Here is a 17,923-nt window from a genome sequence, read left to right as displayed (position 1 = left end):
CCTAGTGTGCGTGCTGGTAGCGGCCGCGGCGGTGCACGAGTGGCTCGCCGTCGTCACCGATCACGGCGTGCTCGACGGTGGCCGTCACCAGGTTCGACCAACCGACCTCGGTGACCGACTCGACGTGAACGCCGACCCACGTGGTGACCGTCGACAGCACCGGCCCCCACTCGGTGTCCGTCCAGGTGACGCCCTCGTCGAGCTGCGTGAACTGGCCGCCGGGTGCGGGGACGGTCCCGGCGAAGATGTCGGCCAGGGTGTGGTGCCGGTAGTGCAGCAGCGACACCGCCGCCGTGCCTGAGTCCGCCAGCAGGTCCATCAGGTCGGAGTCCGGGTCGATCAGGCCCAGGACCCGTCCGGGCTGGCCCGCGGCGACCATCAACGACGAGACGGTCAGGCCGGCGCGTTCCGACGGGGAGCCGCTGGTCCACAGCGTCACCTGCCCGCCGAGACGACCGCGGAGTCGACGGATCGGGTCACGCTCCCCGGGTGGTTCCAGGAACGGGTGCTCACGGTGGATGGTCACGACGAAGAGCCTAGGGGTAGTCGCGGGATCGTGAACTCCCACTCGGTGCCGGTCCCCGGCGTGGAGAAGAGCTCGGCCGTGCCGCCCAGGTCACGGATCCGGCCCCGGATCGACTCGGAGACCCCGAGCCTGCCGTCGGCGTCCGCCGCCTCGAGCCGACCCTCGGGGATGCCCGGCCCCTCGTCGCGCACGCTGACCACGATGCGGTCGCCGAGGTCCTCGAGCAGCACCCAGGCCCGGGCGTCCTCGCCGACGTGGACCGCGACGTTGTCGAGGCAGGCGCCCACGGCGGCGGTGATCTCCGCGACCTCCGGCTGGGGCAGGTCGACGGCCACGCCGGGCGTGACCACGCTGACCACCGGTGGCTTGCGGTTGCCCAGGCGTTCGAGCACGCCGCCGAGATCGGCGACCGCCGACTCCGGGGTCTGCAACGTGTCCTGCTGGCGGATCAGTGACCGCAGCGCCTGCTCCTGCTCCCCCGCCAACCGGCCGAGCTCGGCACCCTCACCGCCGAGCTCGGGGGCCTTGCGCTGGGTCAACGCCAGGACCTGCAGCACCCCGTCGTGCACGGCGCGAGCCAGGCGGGCGCGTTCCTCGGCGATCGCCGCGGCGCGCTCGGCACGGTCACGCTCGGCGGCCATCCGCTGGAGGGAACCGCACATGTAGCCCACGATCGGGCCGGCGATCATCAGCAGGAACACGTGCCCGTAGTTGGTCTGGGTGATGTTCGGCCGGATCAGCAGGTCGGTCGCGGACAGCACCGTCGCGGCGACCAGCGCGCCGGCCCACCGCCAGTGGATCGCCCATGCCATCAGGGCTCCGGCGATCCAGAATCCGGGGACGGTCGCGTTGAAGCCGTCGCCCTTGACCAGGGGTGTGGACACCAGCGCACCGAACGCGATCGCGAGGTCGGCCACCAGCAACGCGGGGACCCGCCGACGCTGGTCGTCGTACGCCCAGATCGCGACAGCCGTCCAGAGCACCATCACCGCAACCACGGTGAGCCCGAGGCCGCGATGGGTGAAGTTGTCGAAGCGGAAGACGGTCAGCCCGACCGTGTTGGCGATGAGGACGACGCGCAGCACGGCCAGTGCCCGGAACATGCGGTTCTCGACCGCGAGGGCAGCGTCGCGCGGTCCGGCGTCGCGTCCGGACGGCAGGGCCCCCGCGTGGCTCAGGACGCCTGCTTCGACGCGCCGGTGCCCTTGTCGCCAGTGCCCTTGTCGCCCGCGTCCTTCGCGGCGGCGGCTTCCTTCTCGAGTCGCTTGGACTCTTCCTTCGCGCGCGTGGCGTACATGTCGACGTACTCCTGGCCGGAGAGGTTCATGATCTCGTACATGATCTCGTCGGTGATCGAGCGCAGGATGTAGCGGTCGTTCTCGAGGCCCTCGTAGCGCGAGAAGTCCAGCGGCTTGCCGAAGCGCACGATCGGGCGGGTCACCTTGCCGAACTTCTTGCCGGGCGGAGCCACGACGTCGGTGCCGACGACCGCCACCGGGATCACCGGCACACCGGTCTCGAGGGCCAGCCGGGCGACGCCCGTCTTGCCGCGGTAGAGCTTGCCGTCGTGGGAGCGGGTTCCCTCGGGGTAGATGCCGAAGAGCTCTCCGCGGCCGAGGACGGCCTTGGCCGAGAGCAGGGCACCCTCGGCGGCGTTGGCGCCCGAGCGGTCGATCGGGATCTGGCCGGAACCGCGGAAGAAGTGCTTCTGGAAGAAGCCCTTGAGGCCGGGGCTGGTGAAGTACTCCGCCTTGGCCACGAACGAGACCCGGCGCGGCAGCGTCAAGGGCATGAAGAGCCAGTCGGCGTACGACAGGTGGTTGCTGGCGAGGATGCCCGGTCCCGTCTCGGGGACGTTCTCGAGGCCCTCGGCCTGCGGCCGGAAGATGACCCGGAGCAACGGCCCGATGGCGATGAACTTCAGGAACCAGTAGAACACCCGGCTGTCCCTCCTCGTCGACGTCCTCGCGGCCACCACGTGATCAGCGGCCACGTCGAAGAGTAGCCCCCTTTTGATTTGTCCGGGGAGCCACCCGTCGGCCCCGGAATGGGGCACAATCCCGGTGTGCCCACCGATGACCGCGTCGCTCCCCTGTCCACGTCCGCCCGCCCCGAGGCCACCAGCACTCCGGACCTGCGGGTCGGCGTCCTCCTCAGCCACGGGTTCACCGGCTCCCCCGCGTCGATGCGTCCCTGGGGGCAGTTCCTGGCCGACCACGGGTACGCCGTCGAGGTGCCTCGCCTTCCCGGCCACGGCACCACGTGGCAGGACATGAACCTCACCACCTGGGACGACTGGTACGCCGAGGTCTCCAAGTCCTTCGACAAGCTGGTCCGCGAGAACGACGTGGTCGTCGTCGGCGGACTCTCGATGGGCGGCGCGCTGGTCCTTCGCCTTGCGGCGGACCGGCCCGACGACGTGGCCGGCGTCCTGCTCGTGAACGCGGCGGTGGCCTCCACCAACAAGCAGCTGGTCGCGGTGCCCGTCGTACGCCGGTTCGTGAGGTCGATGCCCGGCATCGGCAACGACATCAAGAAGCCGGGCGGTGACGAAGTCGGCTACGACCGCACTCCGCTCAACGCGCTGCACTCGATGGTGCGGGCCTGGAAGCCGCTGCGTGCAGACCTGTCGCGGGTCACCGCACCGATCCGCTTCTTCCGCTCGGCGGAGGACCACGTCGTGGACCCGTCGTCGGTCCAGGTGGTCCGCTCGGGCGTGTCCTCGACCAGCTTCGAGGAGCGCCTCCTGCCCGACAGCTATCACGTGGCCACCCTCGACAACGATGCCCGGACGATCTTCGAGGAGTCCCTGGAGTTCATCCGCGGCGTCAGCGCCACCGAGGGTGCGGACTCGGTCTGAGCACCTTCTCCAGGTGCCTCGTAGGCTGGGCAGCGTGGAACGGGACGAGGACGCTCTCTGGAGGGAGATCGTCGACAACTACGACACGGCTCCGGACGACGGCGAGCTGCCCGAGGCCGAGCGCCGCCTCCAGACCGAGGACGTCGCCGAGGCGCCCGAGTCCGGCCCGCCCTCCGACACGGTGGAGCCCGAGCCCCAGCTCTTTGCCGTTCCCCTCCCCGTGCCCGAGCCCGAGGAACCTCTGGAGCTGCGCTCCTGGAACGACGAGGGCCGCTACGTCCCGCCCCCGCCGGAGCGCATCCCCCTGCCCGAGCCACCCCGGTTGCTGGGCTGGCTCGGCGTCTTCCTGGCCCCGGTGATCGCGTTGGTCGCCCTCGTGCTCGGCCACCCGTTCCGCGGGCTGCTCGCCCTGCTGCTTGTGGGCTGGTTCGTCGGCGGCTTCCTCTACCTCGTGCACACCATGCCCGACGACCCCCGCGACCCGTGGGACGACGGCTCCCGCGTCTAGCGACCCGTCGCCAGTTCTTGCCGACCCGTCGCCAGTTCTTCGCACGCACGCCAACTCACGACAGGTCGATCCGAACCAGCGACAGGTCAGCGGTGGCGGGCAAGGTCGGCGGCACCGACGAGCCCGGCCTCGGGGCCGAGCTGCGCGGCCACCAGCGGCGGAATGCGTCGGTGACCCGCACCCACCAGTGAGCGCAGCAGCGCGGTGCGGGCCGGTTCGAGGAGCCGGTCGCCCGCCGCGGAGAGTCCCCCGCCGATCACGAGTCGCGCGGGGTCGAAGGCGGCCACCAGGTTGGCCAACCCGACACCGAGCCAGTCCCCGACATGACCGAAGGCCTCGTGGGCGAGGAGGTCACCTTCCTCGGCGGCCTGCGTGACCATCGGGCCGTTCATCGCGGCCGGGTTCCCGCCGCACAGGTCCTCGAGGATCGAGGGGCCGCTGCCCAGCCGCTCCCGGGCGAACCGGACCAGCGCGTTGCCGCTGGAGTACTGCTCCCAGCAGCCTCGCCCGCCGCACTCGCAGTCGGCACCGTCGGGCACCACCTGCATGTGCCCGAACTCGCCGGCCATGCCGTTCCAGCCACGATGCAGCCGGCGACCGAGGACAACCCCACCGCCGATGCCCGTGCCCATCGTCACCACGATCGCGTCGTCGACGTCGCGGGCAGCGCCGTACGTCGCCTCGGCGTGGGCGGCCGCGGTGGCGTCGTTCTCGAGGGCGACCGGCACCTGCCAGCGCTCCTCGAGCATCGCCCGGACCGGTGCGTCGACCCAGGGCAGGTGCGGGGCGAACATCACGCGCTCGCCGGTCGCGTCCACGAACCCGGCGGCGGCCAGGCCGACGCCCAACACCTCGTCGTCGCCGGAGACGTCGTGCAGCGCACGGGTCAGGGCCGCCTCGACCTGGTCGGCCTCGACGCGACGCCCCGGGGTGGCGCGCCGCGACGTGCGCACCACGCGACCCTCGGCGTCCACCACGCCGGCGAGCACCTTCGTGCCCCCGATGTCGATGCCGACCCAGACGCCGCTCATCGGGTCAGCGTCGAGCCAGGTCGGCGGCGCCGATCAGGCCGGCCGTGTTGCCCAGGGTGGCCAGCCGCAGCTCGGCGACCGGGCGGTGACCGCTGCCGGTCAGCTGCGCTTCGTACGTCGTGCGCATCGGCTCGAGCACGAGGTCGCCGGCCTCGGCCACTCCTCCGCCGAGCACGATCACGCCGGGGTCGATGACTGCCGCGAGCTGCGCGGCACCCTCACCCAGCCAGCCGCCGAGCTCGGCAAGGCGGGCGATCGCGAATGCGTCGCCGGCCTTGGCGGCCTCGGTGATCATCGGGCCCTCGATGGCCTCCACGTCGCCGCCGGCCAGCTCGAGTACGGCGGACGCGGCCCGCGCGTCCTTCGTGGCGGCCGCCCGGGCCTGGGTCTCCAGGGACGTGCCCGAGCCGTACTGCTCCAGGCAGCCTCGCTGGCCGCAACCGCACTGGCGGCCCTCACGTTCGATGCGGATGTGGCCGATCTCGCCGGCGATGCCGAAACCGCCACGGTAGAGCTGGCCGTCGACCACGATCCCGCCGCCGACACCGGTGCCGACCGCGACCATCAGCAGGTCGTCGGCGTCGACCGCGGCACCGTAGGTGAACTCACCCCATGCGGCGGAGTTGCCGTCGTTCTCGACGACCACGGTGAGCCCGCACGACTCCTCGAGGCGCCCCTTCAGGTCCTCGTCACGCCAGGCCAGGTTCGGGGCGAAGTAGACCGTCGCCCGGGCCGCGTCGATGAAACCGGCCGCCGAGATGCCCACACCCACGACATCGCGATCGGCGCGCAGGGTGGACACCATCTCGGCGATGGACTCGACGATCGCCGCCGCGTCCTGGGCCGGTGACTCGACCTTGGCCTGCTCGAGCACCTGACCCGACTCGTCGACCAGGCCGCCTGCGATCTTCGTTCCACCCACGTCCACACCGATGGTCAGGCTCATGTGTTCAGTCCTCCGGCCAGTCCGCGTCGAGGTCGATGTGTTCGACTCCGTCGTCACGCTTCTTCGCGTCGTCGGGCACCGCACTGGCCATCAACGCTGCCGCGGCGTGCATCAACGACGCGCCCGCGACGGCCAGGTGGTTCTTCACCTCAGGGCTCAGCTCGCGCACCACGTGGACCGCCCGGCAGATCGGGCAGTAGGTGCACTCGGCAGCGCCGGTGGCGAGGTGCTCGTTCACATCATGGGCGGCATGGGCCGCGGCGCCCGCGAGGTCGCCGACGCCGGCGCCGAGGTCGGCGCCGTGGGTGCGGGCCCAACCGGACAGGGCACCGAACAGCTTGGCCGCCTCGTCGGCGACCGAACCGACGTCGTCCGGTCCGGGTGTGCTCCCTGGGCGGGTGTCGTCCCCGTCGGTCACGTTGTTCTCTCCTCGAATCGGACGTGCAGTGCGCCCTCGCTGACCTTGGCGCCGCTGACCTGGTGCCGGGCCAACCCGGCGGGCAGCGAGAGAAGACGACGATACGACCCCACGGTCACCACGAGTTCGTCGCCATGCCGCGCGAGATCGACGTCGGCCTTCTCGACGTTGGGCAGTGCCAGCTCGAGGACGGCGCCGGTCTCGGTGCGGGTGACCTTCATCGGCCCGTTGCCGGTGGGTGGTGCCAGCGGGTCCGTGCCGGCGTACACCTCGTCGGCCAGGCCGCGCAGGGCCTCGACGCCGACCGGCTCGCCGGTGCGGTAGACCGACCGCCAGATCGGCAGTCCAGGGAACGACTGGTCGACCTCGGTGAGCACCTTGGCCTGGGCCTCCACCCAGCCGGCCCGCCACGCGTCGCCCTCACCGACGGGGAAGACCCGGTTCGCGACGACGCCGTCGACGCGGTAGCCGAACAGGGACAGCGTCGTGAAGGAGCGGCGGGCCTCGGCGAGCACCACGGTCTCGGGCGTCATCACCAGCCGCACGCTCGAGTCGGGGCCGGAGAGCAGTTCGCGCACCTCGTCGAGCTCGGCGTGCAGCCGCTCGACGGCGTCGAAGACGGAGTCGCCGGGCATGGGTACGCCGGCCGCGCGGGTCAGCACCGGCTTGAGCGCCTTGACCACCTTGCGCTCGAACGGGAAGACCCGCTGCATGTACCACCCGAGCGCCTCCGGCAGGGCGAGCAGTCGCAGGGTCTCCGCGGTCGGCGCACAGTCGACGACGATGACGTCCCACGTGCCCGAGAGGGCGTGCAGGCGCAGCTCGAGGAGGGCCAGCACCTCCTCGGCGCCGGGGATGACGGTGAGCTCCTCGGCCGCGACCGGGTCGACACCGACCACGTCGAGCACCGAGAGCAGGTAGCCCTGGATGTCGGCCCACGACTGCTCGAACCGTCGCTGGGCGTCGACCTGCTGCACGAAGAGGTTCTCGGCCACCTCGGTCGGCTCGGCGCCGACGGGCATGCCGAAGGCATCGGCCAGCGAGTGCGCCGCGTCGGTTGACAGCACGAGGGTGCGCAGGCCACGGGCGGCAGCGAGTGCCGACGTACCGGCTGCGACGGTGGACTTGCCGACGCCGCCCTTGCCGGTGAAGAGGAGGATGCGCACGGTCAGGCGGGACCGGTCACAGGGACTCGACGTGCTTCTTGAGTCCCTTGAGCGCGGTGTCGATGAGGATCTTCTCGCCCTTGCGCTTGAGCATGCCGATCAACGGGATCGAGACGTCGAGGGACAGGCGGTAGGTCACCTCGGTGGAGCCGGCGCCGAGGGGCCGCAGGACGTAGGCGCCGTCGAGCGCGCGCAGCATCTTGCCCTCGACCAGGGTCCAGGTGACCTCACGGTCGCCGTGCCAGGTGTAGGCCAGGGTGTACTCGTCCTTGATCGGCGAGACGTCGAGCTCGAAGAAGACCTGCGTGGCACGCCCGTCGTCGAAGGTGCCGAGCACGTCGGCGGTCTTCACACCCTTCGCCCACGCGGGGTACGCCGGGAAGTCGGCGATCACCTCCATCACGGACGCCGCCTCGGCGTCGATGACGATGGAGGACGTGGTCTGTTCGGCCATCGGTGTTTCCCCTTGGAGATGGGCGGTGTCGAGTCACGCGAGCCTACCGGATACCCGCGGTACGTGGATGGCCGGTAACGTGCGGGCGTACACCGTTCCCATGCAGTGCAGAAGGAGGCCGGCATGCGAGAGTTCGCCACGCCGTTGACCGTGGAGATTCCCGCGACTGGCAACGTGACCGACGACGTCGTCACCAATGCGCGTGACCACGCCGACTCGGTCGTGTTCAGTCGCCGGACCGGCGACGGTTGGGTCGACGTCACCGCCGCCCAGTTCCACACCGAGGTCACCGGTGTGGCCAAGGGACTCATCGCCGCCGGCATCGAGGCCGGCGACCGCGTCGCGATCCTCTCCAAGACCCGCTACGAGTGGACCCTCCTCGACTACGCCATCTGGTTCGCCGGTGCCGCGACCGTGCCGATCTACGAGACCTCCTCCGCCGACCAGATCGCCTGGATCCTGGAGAACTCCGGCACCAAGGCCGTCATCGCCGAGGGCGCCGACCACCTGGCCAAGGTCTCCGCCCTGCGCGGCAACCTGCCCGAGCTCAACCACGTGTGGACGATCGACGACAACGCCGTCGACGTACTCACCAGCCTGGGCGCCGACATCGACGACGAGACCCTGGAAAAGCGCCGGAGCGCGACCACGCCCCTCGACCTGGCCACCCTGATCTACACGTCCGGGACGACCGGCCGCCCCAAGGGCTGCATGCTCACCCACGGCAACTTCATGTTCGAGCTGGGTTCCGCGGTGCACGAGCTCGACCGGCTCTTCAAGGACGAGAACGGCTCGACGCTGCTGTTCCTGCCGCTGGCCCACGTGTTCGCCCGGATCATCCAGGTCGGTTGCGTCAAGGCACGGGTCCGCATGGGCCACTCGGCCGACATCAAGAACCTCGTGGACGACCTCGGCGTGTTCAAGCCGACGTTCATCCTCGCCGTGCCCCGCGTGTTCGAGAAGGTCTTCAACACCGCGTCGCAGAAGGCGTCGGCCGACGGCAAGGGCAAGATCTTCCAGCGTGCCGCCGACACGGCGATCGCCTGGTCCCGCGCGCAGGACGGCGGTCGGGTGCCCCTCCGGATCCGCGCCCAGCACGCACTCTTCGACCGGCTCGTCTACGGCAAGCTCCGCAACGCCCTCGGCGGCGAATGCCTGTACGCCGTCTCCGGTGGCGCACCACTCGGTGAGCGCCTGGGCCACTTCTACCGCGGCATCGGCCTGGTGATCCTCGAGGGCTACGGCCTGACCGAGACCACGGCGGCGCTGACCGTGAACCTGCCCGACGCCCAGAAGGTCGGCACCGTGGGACGCCCGCTCGGTGGCACGTCCGCCCGCATCGCCGACGACGGCGAGCTGCTCTTCAAGGGCGGCCAGGTCTTCGCCGGTTACTGGGACAACGAGCAGGCCACCTCCGAGGCGCTGACCGACGGCTGGTTCCACACCGGTGACGTGGGAGAGCTCGACGACGAGGGCTTCGTCCGCATCACCGGCCGCAAGAAGGAGATCCTGGTGACCGCCGGCGGCAAGAACGTCGCCCCGGCCGTGCTCGAGGACCGCCTGCGCGCCCACGCCCTGATCAGCCAGTGCATCGTGGTCGGCGACGGGGAGCCCTTCATCGGCGCGCTGGTCACCATCGACCCGGAGTCCTTCCCGCACTGGGCGCTCGAGAACGGCAAGAGCGGGTCGATCGCCGACCTGGTCGACGACGAGGACCTCCGCGCCGCAGTTCAGTCAGCGGTCGACGACGCCAACAACGCCGTCTCCAAGGCCGAGTCGATCCGCAAGTTCACCATCCTGCCGATGGACTGGACCGAGGAGGACGGCCAGCTCACGCCGTCGCTCAAGCTGAAGCGCAACGTCGTCATGCGCGAGCACCGCGCCGACGTGGCCGCGCTCTACGGCCACTGATCCACACCCTTCGCGGTGCCTCCGGCCGACAGGTCGGGGGCACCGCGTTCATTTCAGGCGGGTCATTTCAGGCGGGTCACTTCTTGCCGATCTTGCGGGCCACCGCGACGCGCTCCAGGGCCGTGGGGTGGCTGCCGAACCAGAACTGCGACCACGCCGGTGGCGTCGGGTCGCACACCGCGCCCAGGCACAGCTCGCGTTGCAGGTCCACCATGGCCGAGGCCGGGGTGACCGCGAGTGCGTCCACGTCGGCGCGCATCTCGATCCTGCGACTGATCGTGTTCTCGACCGGGCTGACGAAGAAGGTCGCCAACGCCAGCAGCGCCAGCACGGTCGCCACGGCGCGGGGGTCGGCCAGTCCCTCGATGCCGGCCCGTCGGCGAAGGCCCGGTCGGCCCATGATCAGTCCGAGCAGGCCCACCCCGACCAGTGCGCCGAAGGCACCGAGCGCGGTGCCGACCAGCACGTCGTCGTGCTTGGCGTGGGCGAGCTCGTGGGCCACCACCGAGAGCACCTGCTCGTCGGGCTGGTGGTCGACCAGGTTGTCGTAGACCACCACGCGCCGGGTGCCGCCGAAGCCGGAGACATAGGCGTTCAGGGTCGTCGTACGACGCGAGGCGTCGGCGACCAGCACGTCGTCGACCGCGACACCCTCCTGGTCGGCCAGGGCCAGGATCTCCTGGCGCATGGGCCCGTCGGGCATCGACGAGAAGTCGTTGAACACAGGCTCGACCACCACGGGGTAGAGGAACGAACCGCCCAGGAGGAGGACGACGTAGATGCCGGCCACGACGGCGGGCCACCAGGTGCGCCAGCGCCGGACGCAGCCGAAGAGCACGAGCAGGGCGATCGAGGTGAACACGATCGCGAGGCCGAGCCCCTTGACCTGGTCGAGCGCCCAGCCGCCCAGCCCCTGCGTGGTGAGCCCGTAGTCCACACGGTGGTCGCGCAGGGCCACCGCGAAGGGCAGCGTCGCCAGCCGTCCGATGACGAGCACGGCAGCGGTGAGCCCGACGACCGTGACCGGCCACGGCCAGGACCGACGGCCCAGGAGCCGGGTGCCGAGCCGGGTGAAGCCGAGCACGCACGAGACCACGAGCGAGACGGCGAGCGACGACCAGCTCAGGATGCGCGACAGGCGCGCGAACTCCTCACCGCGCTCCAGCTGTGCCCTCGTGAGCACGTCGGTGGCCGGAACGGGATCGGGAGCGCCTCCCGGGACCGGCTGCCACGGCACGAGCACGGCCGCGACCAGCACGAAGAGCAACGCTCCGCCCACGGTCAGCACCCACAGTTGCCGACGGGTCACGAGGCTGGTCCGCTGCTCCCCCGCGATCACCGTGCCAGTCTCTCGAGCTCCCTGCGCCACCGTTGCACCAGTTCCTTCTCGCCGAATCCGTAGACCTGCTGGAGTGCAGCACCCACCGGTGCGCCGTCCGACACCTCGTCGTACAGCCTCAGCAGGTCCTGCTCGGAACCAGTCTGCGCCAGCAGCCGACAGGCCAGCCACGCGGCCTCGTACGACGCTCCGAGGTGGGTGGTGTGCGTGTCGAACTCGTTGCCCGCCGGCAGGTGCCGGGGTGCCCCGTCCCGGCGTACCTGCGCCAGGACCTGGCCCGCGGTGACTGACAGGGGCAGGGTGACGTCGCGCAGCGCCACGTAGTCGGCGAAGCCCTCGAGCAGCCACAGCGGCGTGTTCGACGCGGTCGCGGCGCCCGTGGCCACGTGCACGAGCTCGTGGGTGGTGACCACCTGGGCGCCGTTGCGTCGTAGCCCCGAGAAGACCTCCGGGTTCACGAAGACGTGCACCGGCGCCGACGGAGAGAGCGACCCGTCCACCGTGGTGGTCACCGCGGCGATCTCGGCGTACTCCCCCGGGTCGGCGGCCAGCACCTCGTCGAGTTGCTCGTCGGACTCCGGCACCACCATCACGAGCTTCTGTCGCCACGGCGGGAGGACCTTCCCGACCGCCCGCACCGCCACCCGGGCCTGCCGCGCGAACCGGTTGACGGGCTGGTCCCCCGCTGCCATCACGAGCGCCTGCGGAGTGCGGCTGACGTTGAGCGCGGTGGCAAGCCACAGGGGCGTACGGCGACCGCCGCCACCGACGTCGACAAGCACCGCGTGATCGCCCTCGCGCGCGAAGACGAACGTGACCTCGGCGTGGGCCTCACGCGGGTCGTAGCCGGCGAACCGCCAGGTGGTGTCCACCGCGGCGGCCCACTGTCCGTCCGGGAGTGTGGCGGTGAGAGCGGCATCCTCGTCGACGTAGCGGGCGGTGAAGCCGGCGACCCGGAGCTCCTCGGCGTTGTCGACCGCGGTCTCGGCCAGCTCGCCGGCGTCAGGGTGGAGTCGCGCCCTGTCACGCGCGCCGACCGCCGTCTGCAGGTCCGCCAGCGCCGCGGCGGCGAGGTCCTGGCGGGCCGACGGTGAGTCCAGGACCCGCGGCGTCTCGGCGTCGTCGTCCTGGCGGAGCCAGAAGACGAGCACGCCCACCACGAGGGCAAGCGAAAGGCCGGCCACCCACCAGAGTGGGCGACCGGCCTTCGATGCTGAGCTGTCGTTCAGGGTGGTGCCGATCAGCCCGGGCGGACTGCGCCGGAGTACGGCATGGAGAAGACGCCGGCGGTGGTGACGCCGCTGCCCGGGTTGGCCGCGTGCACGATCATGCCGTTGCCGATGTACATGCCGACGTGGCTGACCGGGCTGTAGTAGAACACCAGGTCGCCGGGCTGCAGGTCGCCCGAGGAGACGCTGGTGCCGGAGCCCATCTGGGCGCTCGAGGAGTGCGGCAGGCCGACGCCGGCCTGCGCCCACGCCATCATGGTCAGGCCGGAGCAGTCGAACGCGCTCGGGCCGGCTGCGCCGTAGACGTAGGCGTCGCCGACCTGGGCCATCGCGTAGTTCACGGCAGCGGCGGCACGGCCGGAGGCCGGCACGTTGGCGGGCAGACGCGTGGTGCCGCGGCTGGCCTCGGTGTCGAGCCGGGCCCGCTCCTCCTCCTCGAGCTTGCCGAGCAGCTCCTTGGCCTCGGCGAGCTTGGCGTCGGCCTCGTCCTTGTTCTCCTCGAGGTCGGCCTGGGCGTCGGCGAGCTCGTCGGCGCGCTCCTGGGTCGCCTCGCGGCGGATCTCCAGGGAGTCGGTCTCACGGGTGTAGTCCGCGACCGTGTCGGCCTGCACGTCGTTGTAGCTCGAGACCGTGTTGAGGTCGGAGAGGAACGCGTCGGGGCTGTTGGAGAGCACCAACTGGCCGGTCGTCGAGATGTCCTGGCCTTCGTACTGCGCGGCCACGGCGTCGCTGACCGTGCTGGTCATCGAGTCGACCTTGGCCTGCTGCTTCTTCTCGTCGGCCTTCAGGGCGGCGAGGTCGGCCTCGAGGTCGTCGAGCTTGAGCTTTGCGTCGTTGGAGCGCTCGGAGGCCTGCTCTGCCTGGTGGTAGAGCTTGTCGACGCGGGCCTTGACATCGTCGATGTCAGGCTCGGCGTTGCCCGGCGCTGCGGGGATGGCGGTGATGCCGATGACTGCAATGGCGCTGCTGGCCAGGCCAGCAAGAATGCGCTTCCGTCCGTGGTGCATGTAGCGGACGTACTCCCTCTTTGTCGACGCCTACCGGGTGAGCTGACGGGTTCGGGCACAAAGAAGCCCTACACACGCTCCACGGATCGCTCCGCCTTGCGTGTGATTCACCCCAGGGATACGTGGGTCCCCGGTTTCTCCGCCTCGGACTTCCCCGTCCTCGGCATCGAATTCGGCGTGGCACCCGAGCCGGTCCTGTTTGACCAACTGGTACGGGCACCTGAAGCAGCAAGATTAGACGTGGTTGCACTCCGCGGCAAACCCTCGGAGCGGATGTCGCGGGGTGTTTCATGCCACGGCGGCGCGCCGTGACGTGTCATGCGTCACACCAGCCCCACGCGAGGCAGCGTGGGAGCTGTCGGCTCGGCCGGGGCAGGCCGGGCGGGAGGCGGGCTCAGGCGGACTCGACCTCAGGACCGGCCAGCGGCGTCACCATGCGCAGCGGCGGCACCAGGCCCGAGTCGGCGAGTACGTCGAGGGCCCGCTGCTCGTCGTCGTCGAACGCCAGCTCGGGCGGCGGCCCGAGCAGCACGGTCACCACACAGTCGTGGCAGGCCAGGCCGCGGACTTCGCAGCTGTCACAGTCGATTCGCAAGGTCATGGGTGTCCTCGTCTCTCATCGGTCCGGGAGGGGAAGTTCCCGGCTGTGACGCACTCTGGCAGGGACCACCGACAACGGTCCGGGACCGCCGGACCACACACCGGGCAGCGGGCCGGTCGGCCCGACCGCGGGGCGGTCTCGGGGCTCAGCGGGCGAGGAGGGCCACGAGCGCCGACGAGGCCATCGGCTTGGCACCGGACCGGCGTACGTCGCCGGCGATCTCCCGGTCGGAGGAGACGACCACCACGACCCGTCCCTGGGGCTCGGCCGCGACGAGGTCGCGGATGACGTCGTCGGCGATGACGCCCTCGGGACTGAAGAGCACCTTGACGCCGCGGGGCGCGTTGACCGGGCCGCGCGAGGACTGCGCTGCCGCGTCGAACACGACGGTGGTGTCGACCCCGGTGCGCGCGATCAACGGCGCGAGCCCGTTGAGGAGGCGGATCCGCTGGGCCTCGAGCGTCGAGTCGGGCCAGGCCGTCTTGCTGACGTTGTAGCCGTCGATGATCAGCCGCGCCCGGGGCATGGCGAGGAACTGTTCGAGAAGCGCCGGGCTGGACGGGCCCAGCGAGCCGGCCGCGCTCGGCGTACGCGTGCCGGCGAGCGCGAGGTCGGCCTCGACGGCGTCCGCCGGAGAGCCGGTGACGGTCGGCAGGGCCAGCTCGCGGCGCAGTCCCTGGCCGGCATCGAGCAAGGTGTCGAGCAGGACCCGGGCACGGAGGGTGGCGGCGTCCTTGTCGGTGCGCACCTCGCGGCGGGCGGCCGACAACGTGGCCTGGAGCTCTTCGACCTGGGCGCGCAGGCGTCGGGACTCGGACTCGGCACTGGCCAGGCCGGCCTCCGCCTTGAGTCGCACCTCCTCGGCCAGCACGATCGCCTTCTCGGCATCGGCGCTGGTCGAGCGTCCGGAGGCCCGGGCCTCCCCCAGCTTGCGACGCAGGGACGCGTTCTCGGTCTTGAGCTCGGCGACCTGGTCCTTGTGCTCGGCCTTGAGCTGCTTGATGCGCCCCTCGGCCTGGTCGACCTTCGTCTGGAGCCGCTCGAGCTGGGCAGTGTCGACGGTGGCCTCACCGGTGACGGTGCGCGCACACGCGTCGGCGTACGAAGCCTCCCACCCCTCCGGACGCAGGAGCCACAGGAACGCCGCCAGCTCCACCGGGTCAGCCGCCTCGGGGGCGACACCGTCGCCGATCGCCTCCGCGAGGTCGGGCTGGGTGGCCGCGACCTGGGTGGAGAGGTGGCCGCGGAAGTCGTCGTCGGTCTCGAGGGCCGCCGCGATCTGGGTGCCGCCGAGCCGGGCCCGGCGGTTGGGGGCGAAGGACGCGACCTTGCGCAGGGAGGCCGGCAGCTCGCTCACCTTCGGCAGGGCGTCGGCGGCGAGGGAGAGCACGCGGGCGCGCACCGGCTCGGGCATCTGCCCGCCGGTCCGCTCCGCTGCGTCCGTCGCCATGGGTCAGTCCTTGGCCGGGTCCTCGGACACGGCCGCCTCGTTGCGGTCGATCAGCTCGATCGCGTCGTCGCGACCGCACCAGCGGCAGGACACCGACTCGACGGTCTCGGCCTTCACCTCGGTGCTCTCGACGACCGGCTCCCCGGACAGGTCGAAGTGCCAGTACTCCGCCGTACGGCGGGTGCGGGTCACGTCGAAGCGCGTCAGGTTGCCGCACCCACCACACCGCCAACGGTTGGTCGTGTCGGGAATCTGTGCGGTCACGGGGGCTCCTTCAGGGTTGCTTGACGAACATCCCCAGCCTATGGGGCGCGCCCTGCCGGGATTGTCGGTGCCCACATCTAGCGTCGGGGACATGAGCAATGCGGTTCAGGGTGCGCCTTCCCGATGGGAGGTGCAACGCAGTTTCGACGAGCTCGGCCGACCCCTCCGCGACATCACGTTCTGCGTGGTCGACCTCGAGACCACCGGGGGTTCGGCGGCGGCGGGTTCGATGATCACCGAGATCGGCGCGGTCAAGGTGCGCGGCGGCGAGATCCTCGGCGAGTTCCAGACCCTGGTGAACCCCCACGACACCATCCCGCCCTTCATCGCCGTGCTGACCGGCATCACCAACTCGATGGTCGCCGACGCTCCCCCGATCGAGTCCGCGCTGCCTGCGTTCCTCGAGTTCGCCGCCGGCTGCGTGCTGGTGGCCCACAACGCACCCTTCGACGTCGGGTTCCTCAAGCACTTCGCCGAGCAGCAACAACGCCCGTGGCCGCGCTTCGAGGTGCTCGACACCGCCAAGCTGGCCCGCCGGGTGATCACCCGGGACGACGCCCCCAACTGCAAGCTCTCCTCCCTGGCGGTGCTGTTCAACGCCGACACCACGCCCAACCACCGGGCACTCTCCGACGCCCGCGCGACCGTCGACGTGCTCCACGGGCTGATGGAGCGCCTGGGCGCCCTCGGCGTGCACACCCTCGAAGAGCTCCAGACCTTCTCCTCCCGGGTCAGCTCGGCGCAGCGCAAGAAGCGCCACCTCGCCGAGCGGCTCCCCCATGCACCGGGCGTCTACCTCTTCCGCGACGCCAGCGACCGGGTCCTCTACATCGGCACGTCCCGCGACCTGCGCACCCGTGTGCGTTCCTACTTCACGGCCTCCGAGACCCGCTCGCGCATGGGTGAGATGGTGCGGCTCGCCACCAAGGTCACCGGCATCGAGTGCGCCACCGTGCTCGAGGCCCAGGTCCGCGAGCTGCGCCTGATCGCCGAGCACAAGCCGACCTACAACCGCCGCTCGCGCTTTCCCGAGAAGGTGCACTTCCTCAAGCTCACCCGCGAAACGTGGCCGAGGCTGTCCCTGGTCCGCAAGGTGCTCGACGACGACGCCGACTACCTCGGACCCTTCTCGTCGCGGCAGACCGCCGAGCGCTCGTTGGCCGCCCTGCACGAGGCGTTCCCGATCCGCCAGTGCACCGACCGGCTCGGCGCCACCCCCACCCGCTCCCCCTGTGTGCTGGCCGAGATGGACCGTTGCCTCGCGCCCTGCGACGGCAGCACCGACGAGTCGGCGTACGCCGCCGTGGTCAGCAGGCTGCGCGACACACTGCTCCACGACCCCGACGAGGTCGTCGAGACGATCAACCAACGCATGGCCCAGCTCGCCGACGACGAGCGCTTCGAGGAGGCCGGGGTGCACCGCGACCGGTTGGCCTCGTTCCTCCGCGCCGCGGCCCGCACCCAGCGGCTCTCCGCCCTGTCCCGGTGCACCGAGGTGGTCGCGGCCCGCCGCGAGGACAACGGTCGCTGGTCGGTGCACGTGGTGCGCCACGGGCGCCTGGCGGCCGCCGGCGTGATCCCCGCCGGCACCGACGCCCACCAGTTCGTCGCCGACCTGAAGGCCTCCGCCGAGGCCGTCGCCGACGCACCCGGCCCGGTGCCCGCCGCCTCGGCCGAGGAGTCCGAGAAGGTGCTCACCTGGCTCGAGTCCGACGGCATCCGCCTGGTCGACGTCGACGGCGAATGGACCTGCCCGCTGCGTGGTGCGCGCCGCCACCTCGCCCTGCACGACGCGGTGAACCAGTCGCGGTTGTCCCTCGTGCCCTTCGACGACCGCCGCGACATCACGACCGTCCACCAGCCCGCCCGGTGACCCCGCATCCACCCTGAGTCGGTCCACGCCCGTCCGGGTCACCCGCTACCGTTGACCGTGTGATCACCGCCATCGTCTTCGTCCACGCCGACGTCTCCCGCATCCCCGAGGTCGCCGAGTCGATCGCCGCCCTCGAAGGGGTCAGCGAGGTCTACTCGGTCACCGGGGAGATCGACCTGATCGCCCTGGTGCGCGTGAAGAACCACGACGACGTCGCCGACGTCGTCGCCGATCGCCTCAACAAGGTCGACGGGGTCACCGCCACCGAGACGCACATCGCGTTCCGTGCCTACTCCCAGCACGACCTCGAGTCCGCGTTCTCCCTCGGCCTGGACTGACC

At 71.0% G+C, this 17,923-nt stretch carries 19 protein-coding genes and 1 riboswitch; of the genes, 5 read left to right on the top strand and 14 right to left on the bottom strand.

Translation table 11 applies throughout. From position 1 onward, the window contains the following. Position 1 precedes the first annotated feature (1 nt). Genes ASH02_RS09095 through ASH02_RS09085 form a run of 3 tightly spaced genes read right to left on the bottom strand, consistent with a single transcriptional unit; the run spans position 2 to position 2,465 of the window. Positions 2-526, bottom strand: coding sequence for a flavin reductase family protein (locus ASH02_RS09095; RefSeq protein WP_056676638.1), 525 nt, complete (start codon positions 524-526; stop codon positions 2-4). Then, complete coding sequence (gene macS, locus ASH02_RS09090) at positions 523-1,686, bottom strand: MacS family sensor histidine kinase (RefSeq protein ID WP_268788285.1); 1,164 nt, start codon at positions 1,684-1,686, stop codon at positions 523-525. Before macS ends, ASH02_RS09095 begins: the two co-directional genes overlap by 4 nt. Positions 1,687-1,700: 14 nt before the next feature. Then, a complete protein-coding gene (locus ASH02_RS09085) occupies positions 1,701-2,465 on the bottom strand; it encodes a lysophospholipid acyltransferase family protein (RefSeq protein WP_056676631.1) in 765 nt (254 codons plus the stop codon). Positions 2,466-2,591: 126 nt separating this feature from the next. On the opposite strand from ASH02_RS09085, the gene ASH02_RS09080 reads away from it, so the two are divergent. Next, positions 2,592-3,386: an alpha/beta hydrolase gene (locus ASH02_RS09080; RefSeq protein WP_235532484.1), complete on the top strand. Its 795-nt coding sequence runs from the start codon at positions 2,592-2,594 to the stop codon at positions 3,384-3,386. A gap of 34 nt (positions 3,387-3,420) precedes the next feature. After that, positions 3,421-3,894, top strand: coding sequence for a hypothetical protein (locus tag ASH02_RS09075; protein ID WP_056676627.1), 474 nt, complete (start codon positions 3,421-3,423; stop codon positions 3,892-3,894). Between the two features lie 86 nt (positions 3,895-3,980). On the opposite strand, the gene ASH02_RS09070 is transcribed toward ASH02_RS09075, so the two are convergent. From ASH02_RS09070 to ASH02_RS09050, 5 genes are read right to left on the bottom strand one after another with little or no spacing between them, the layout of a single operon-like run. After that, positions 3,981-4,925, bottom strand: a complete 945-nt coding sequence (locus tag ASH02_RS09070) for an ROK family protein (protein WP_056676624.1) — start codon at positions 4,923-4,925, stop codon at positions 3,981-3,983. Positions 4,926-4,929: 4 nt separating this feature from the next. Continuing rightward, the gene (locus ASH02_RS09065) at positions 4,930-5,871 is read right to left on the bottom strand and encodes an ROK family glucokinase (protein WP_056676621.1); all 942 of its coding nucleotides are present in this window, start codon (positions 5,869-5,871) and stop codon (positions 4,930-4,932) included. Positions 5,872-5,875: 4 nt separating this feature from the next. Continuing rightward, positions 5,876-6,289 carry a hypothetical protein gene (locus tag ASH02_RS09060; protein WP_056676619.1) on the bottom strand — a complete coding sequence of 138 codons (414 nt, stop codon included), beginning with the start codon at positions 6,287-6,289 and terminating at the stop codon, positions 5,876-5,878. Then, positions 6,286-7,455, bottom strand: a complete 1,170-nt coding sequence (locus ASH02_RS09055) for an ArsA family ATPase (RefSeq protein ID WP_056676616.1) — start codon at positions 7,453-7,455, stop codon at positions 6,286-6,288. The genes ASH02_RS09060 and ASH02_RS09055 overlap by 4 nt, the downstream gene beginning before the upstream one ends. Before the next feature lie 16 nt (positions 7,456-7,471). Further along, positions 7,472-7,909 carry an SRPBCC family protein gene (locus ASH02_RS09050; protein ID WP_056676613.1) on the bottom strand — a complete coding sequence of 146 codons (438 nt, stop codon included), beginning with the start codon at positions 7,907-7,909 and terminating at the stop codon, positions 7,472-7,474. A 123-nt stretch (positions 7,910-8,032) separates the two neighbouring features. On the opposite strand from ASH02_RS09050, the gene ASH02_RS09045 reads away from it, so the two are divergent. Continuing rightward, entirely contained in the window at positions 8,033-9,820 is a 1,788-nt protein-coding gene (locus ASH02_RS09045; RefSeq protein ID WP_056676610.1) for an AMP-dependent synthetase/ligase, read from the top strand. A gap of 76 nt (positions 9,821-9,896) precedes the next feature. Here ASH02_RS09045 and ASH02_RS09040 read toward each other — a convergent pair whose 3' ends face one another. From ASH02_RS09040 to ASH02_RS09015, 6 genes are all read right to left on the bottom strand, one after another. Then, the gene (locus ASH02_RS09040) at positions 9,897-11,159 is read right to left on the bottom strand and encodes a M48 family metallopeptidase (protein ID WP_235532483.1); all 1,263 of its coding nucleotides are present in this window, start codon (positions 11,157-11,159) and stop codon (positions 9,897-9,899) included. Continuing rightward, the gene (locus ASH02_RS09035; RefSeq protein WP_156393494.1) at positions 11,156-12,343 is read right to left on the bottom strand and encodes a hypothetical protein; all 1,188 of its coding nucleotides are present in this window, start codon (positions 12,341-12,343) and stop codon (positions 11,156-11,158) included. Before ASH02_RS09035 ends, ASH02_RS09040 begins: the two co-directional genes overlap by 4 nt. Positions 12,344-12,399: 56 nt before the next feature. Then, on the bottom strand, positions 12,400-13,395 hold the full coding sequence (locus ASH02_RS09030; RefSeq protein ID WP_057294621.1) for a C40 family peptidase: 996 nt from the start codon (positions 13,393-13,395) through the stop codon (positions 12,400-12,402). Positions 13,396-13,406: 11 nt separating this feature from the next. Beyond that, positions 13,407-13,583, bottom strand: a riboswitch (cyclic di-AMP (ydaO/yuaA leader). 206 nt (positions 13,584-13,789) lie between these two features. Then, entirely contained in the window at positions 13,790-13,996 is a 207-nt protein-coding gene (locus tag ASH02_RS09025) for a hypothetical protein (RefSeq protein WP_056676602.1), read from the bottom strand. 145 nt (positions 13,997-14,141) lie between these two features. Then, a complete protein-coding gene (locus ASH02_RS09020) occupies positions 14,142-15,446 on the bottom strand; it encodes an NYN domain-containing protein (RefSeq protein ID WP_056676600.1) in 1,305 nt (434 codons plus the stop codon). Positions 15,447-15,449: 3 nt separating this feature from the next. Further along, complete coding sequence (locus ASH02_RS09015) at positions 15,450-15,710, bottom strand: hypothetical protein (RefSeq protein WP_056676597.1); 261 nt, start codon at positions 15,708-15,710, stop codon at positions 15,450-15,452. 91 nt (positions 15,711-15,801) lie between these two features. On the opposite strand from ASH02_RS09015, the gene ASH02_RS09010 reads away from it, so the two are divergent. Both ASH02_RS09010 and ASH02_RS09005 read left to right on the top strand, forming a co-directional pair. Further along, the gene (locus ASH02_RS09010; protein WP_056890791.1) at positions 15,802-17,583 is read left to right on the top strand and encodes a DEDD exonuclease domain-containing protein; all 1,782 of its coding nucleotides are present in this window, start codon (positions 15,802-15,804) and stop codon (positions 17,581-17,583) included. 59 nt (positions 17,584-17,642) lie between these two features. After that, a complete protein-coding gene (locus tag ASH02_RS09005; RefSeq protein ID WP_056676591.1) occupies positions 17,643-17,921 on the top strand; it encodes an Lrp/AsnC family transcriptional regulator in 279 nt (92 codons plus the stop codon). Positions 17,922-17,923: the final 2 nt, after the last annotated feature.

The organism is Nocardioides sp. Soil796 (genome assembly GCF_001429525.1).
Taxonomy (GTDB): domain Bacteria; phylum Actinomycetota; class Actinomycetes; order Propionibacteriales; family Nocardioidaceae; genus Nocardioides.
The sequence above is the reverse complement of the archived record's forward strand: the minus strand, read 5'-3'. Positions and strand labels throughout refer to the sequence as shown.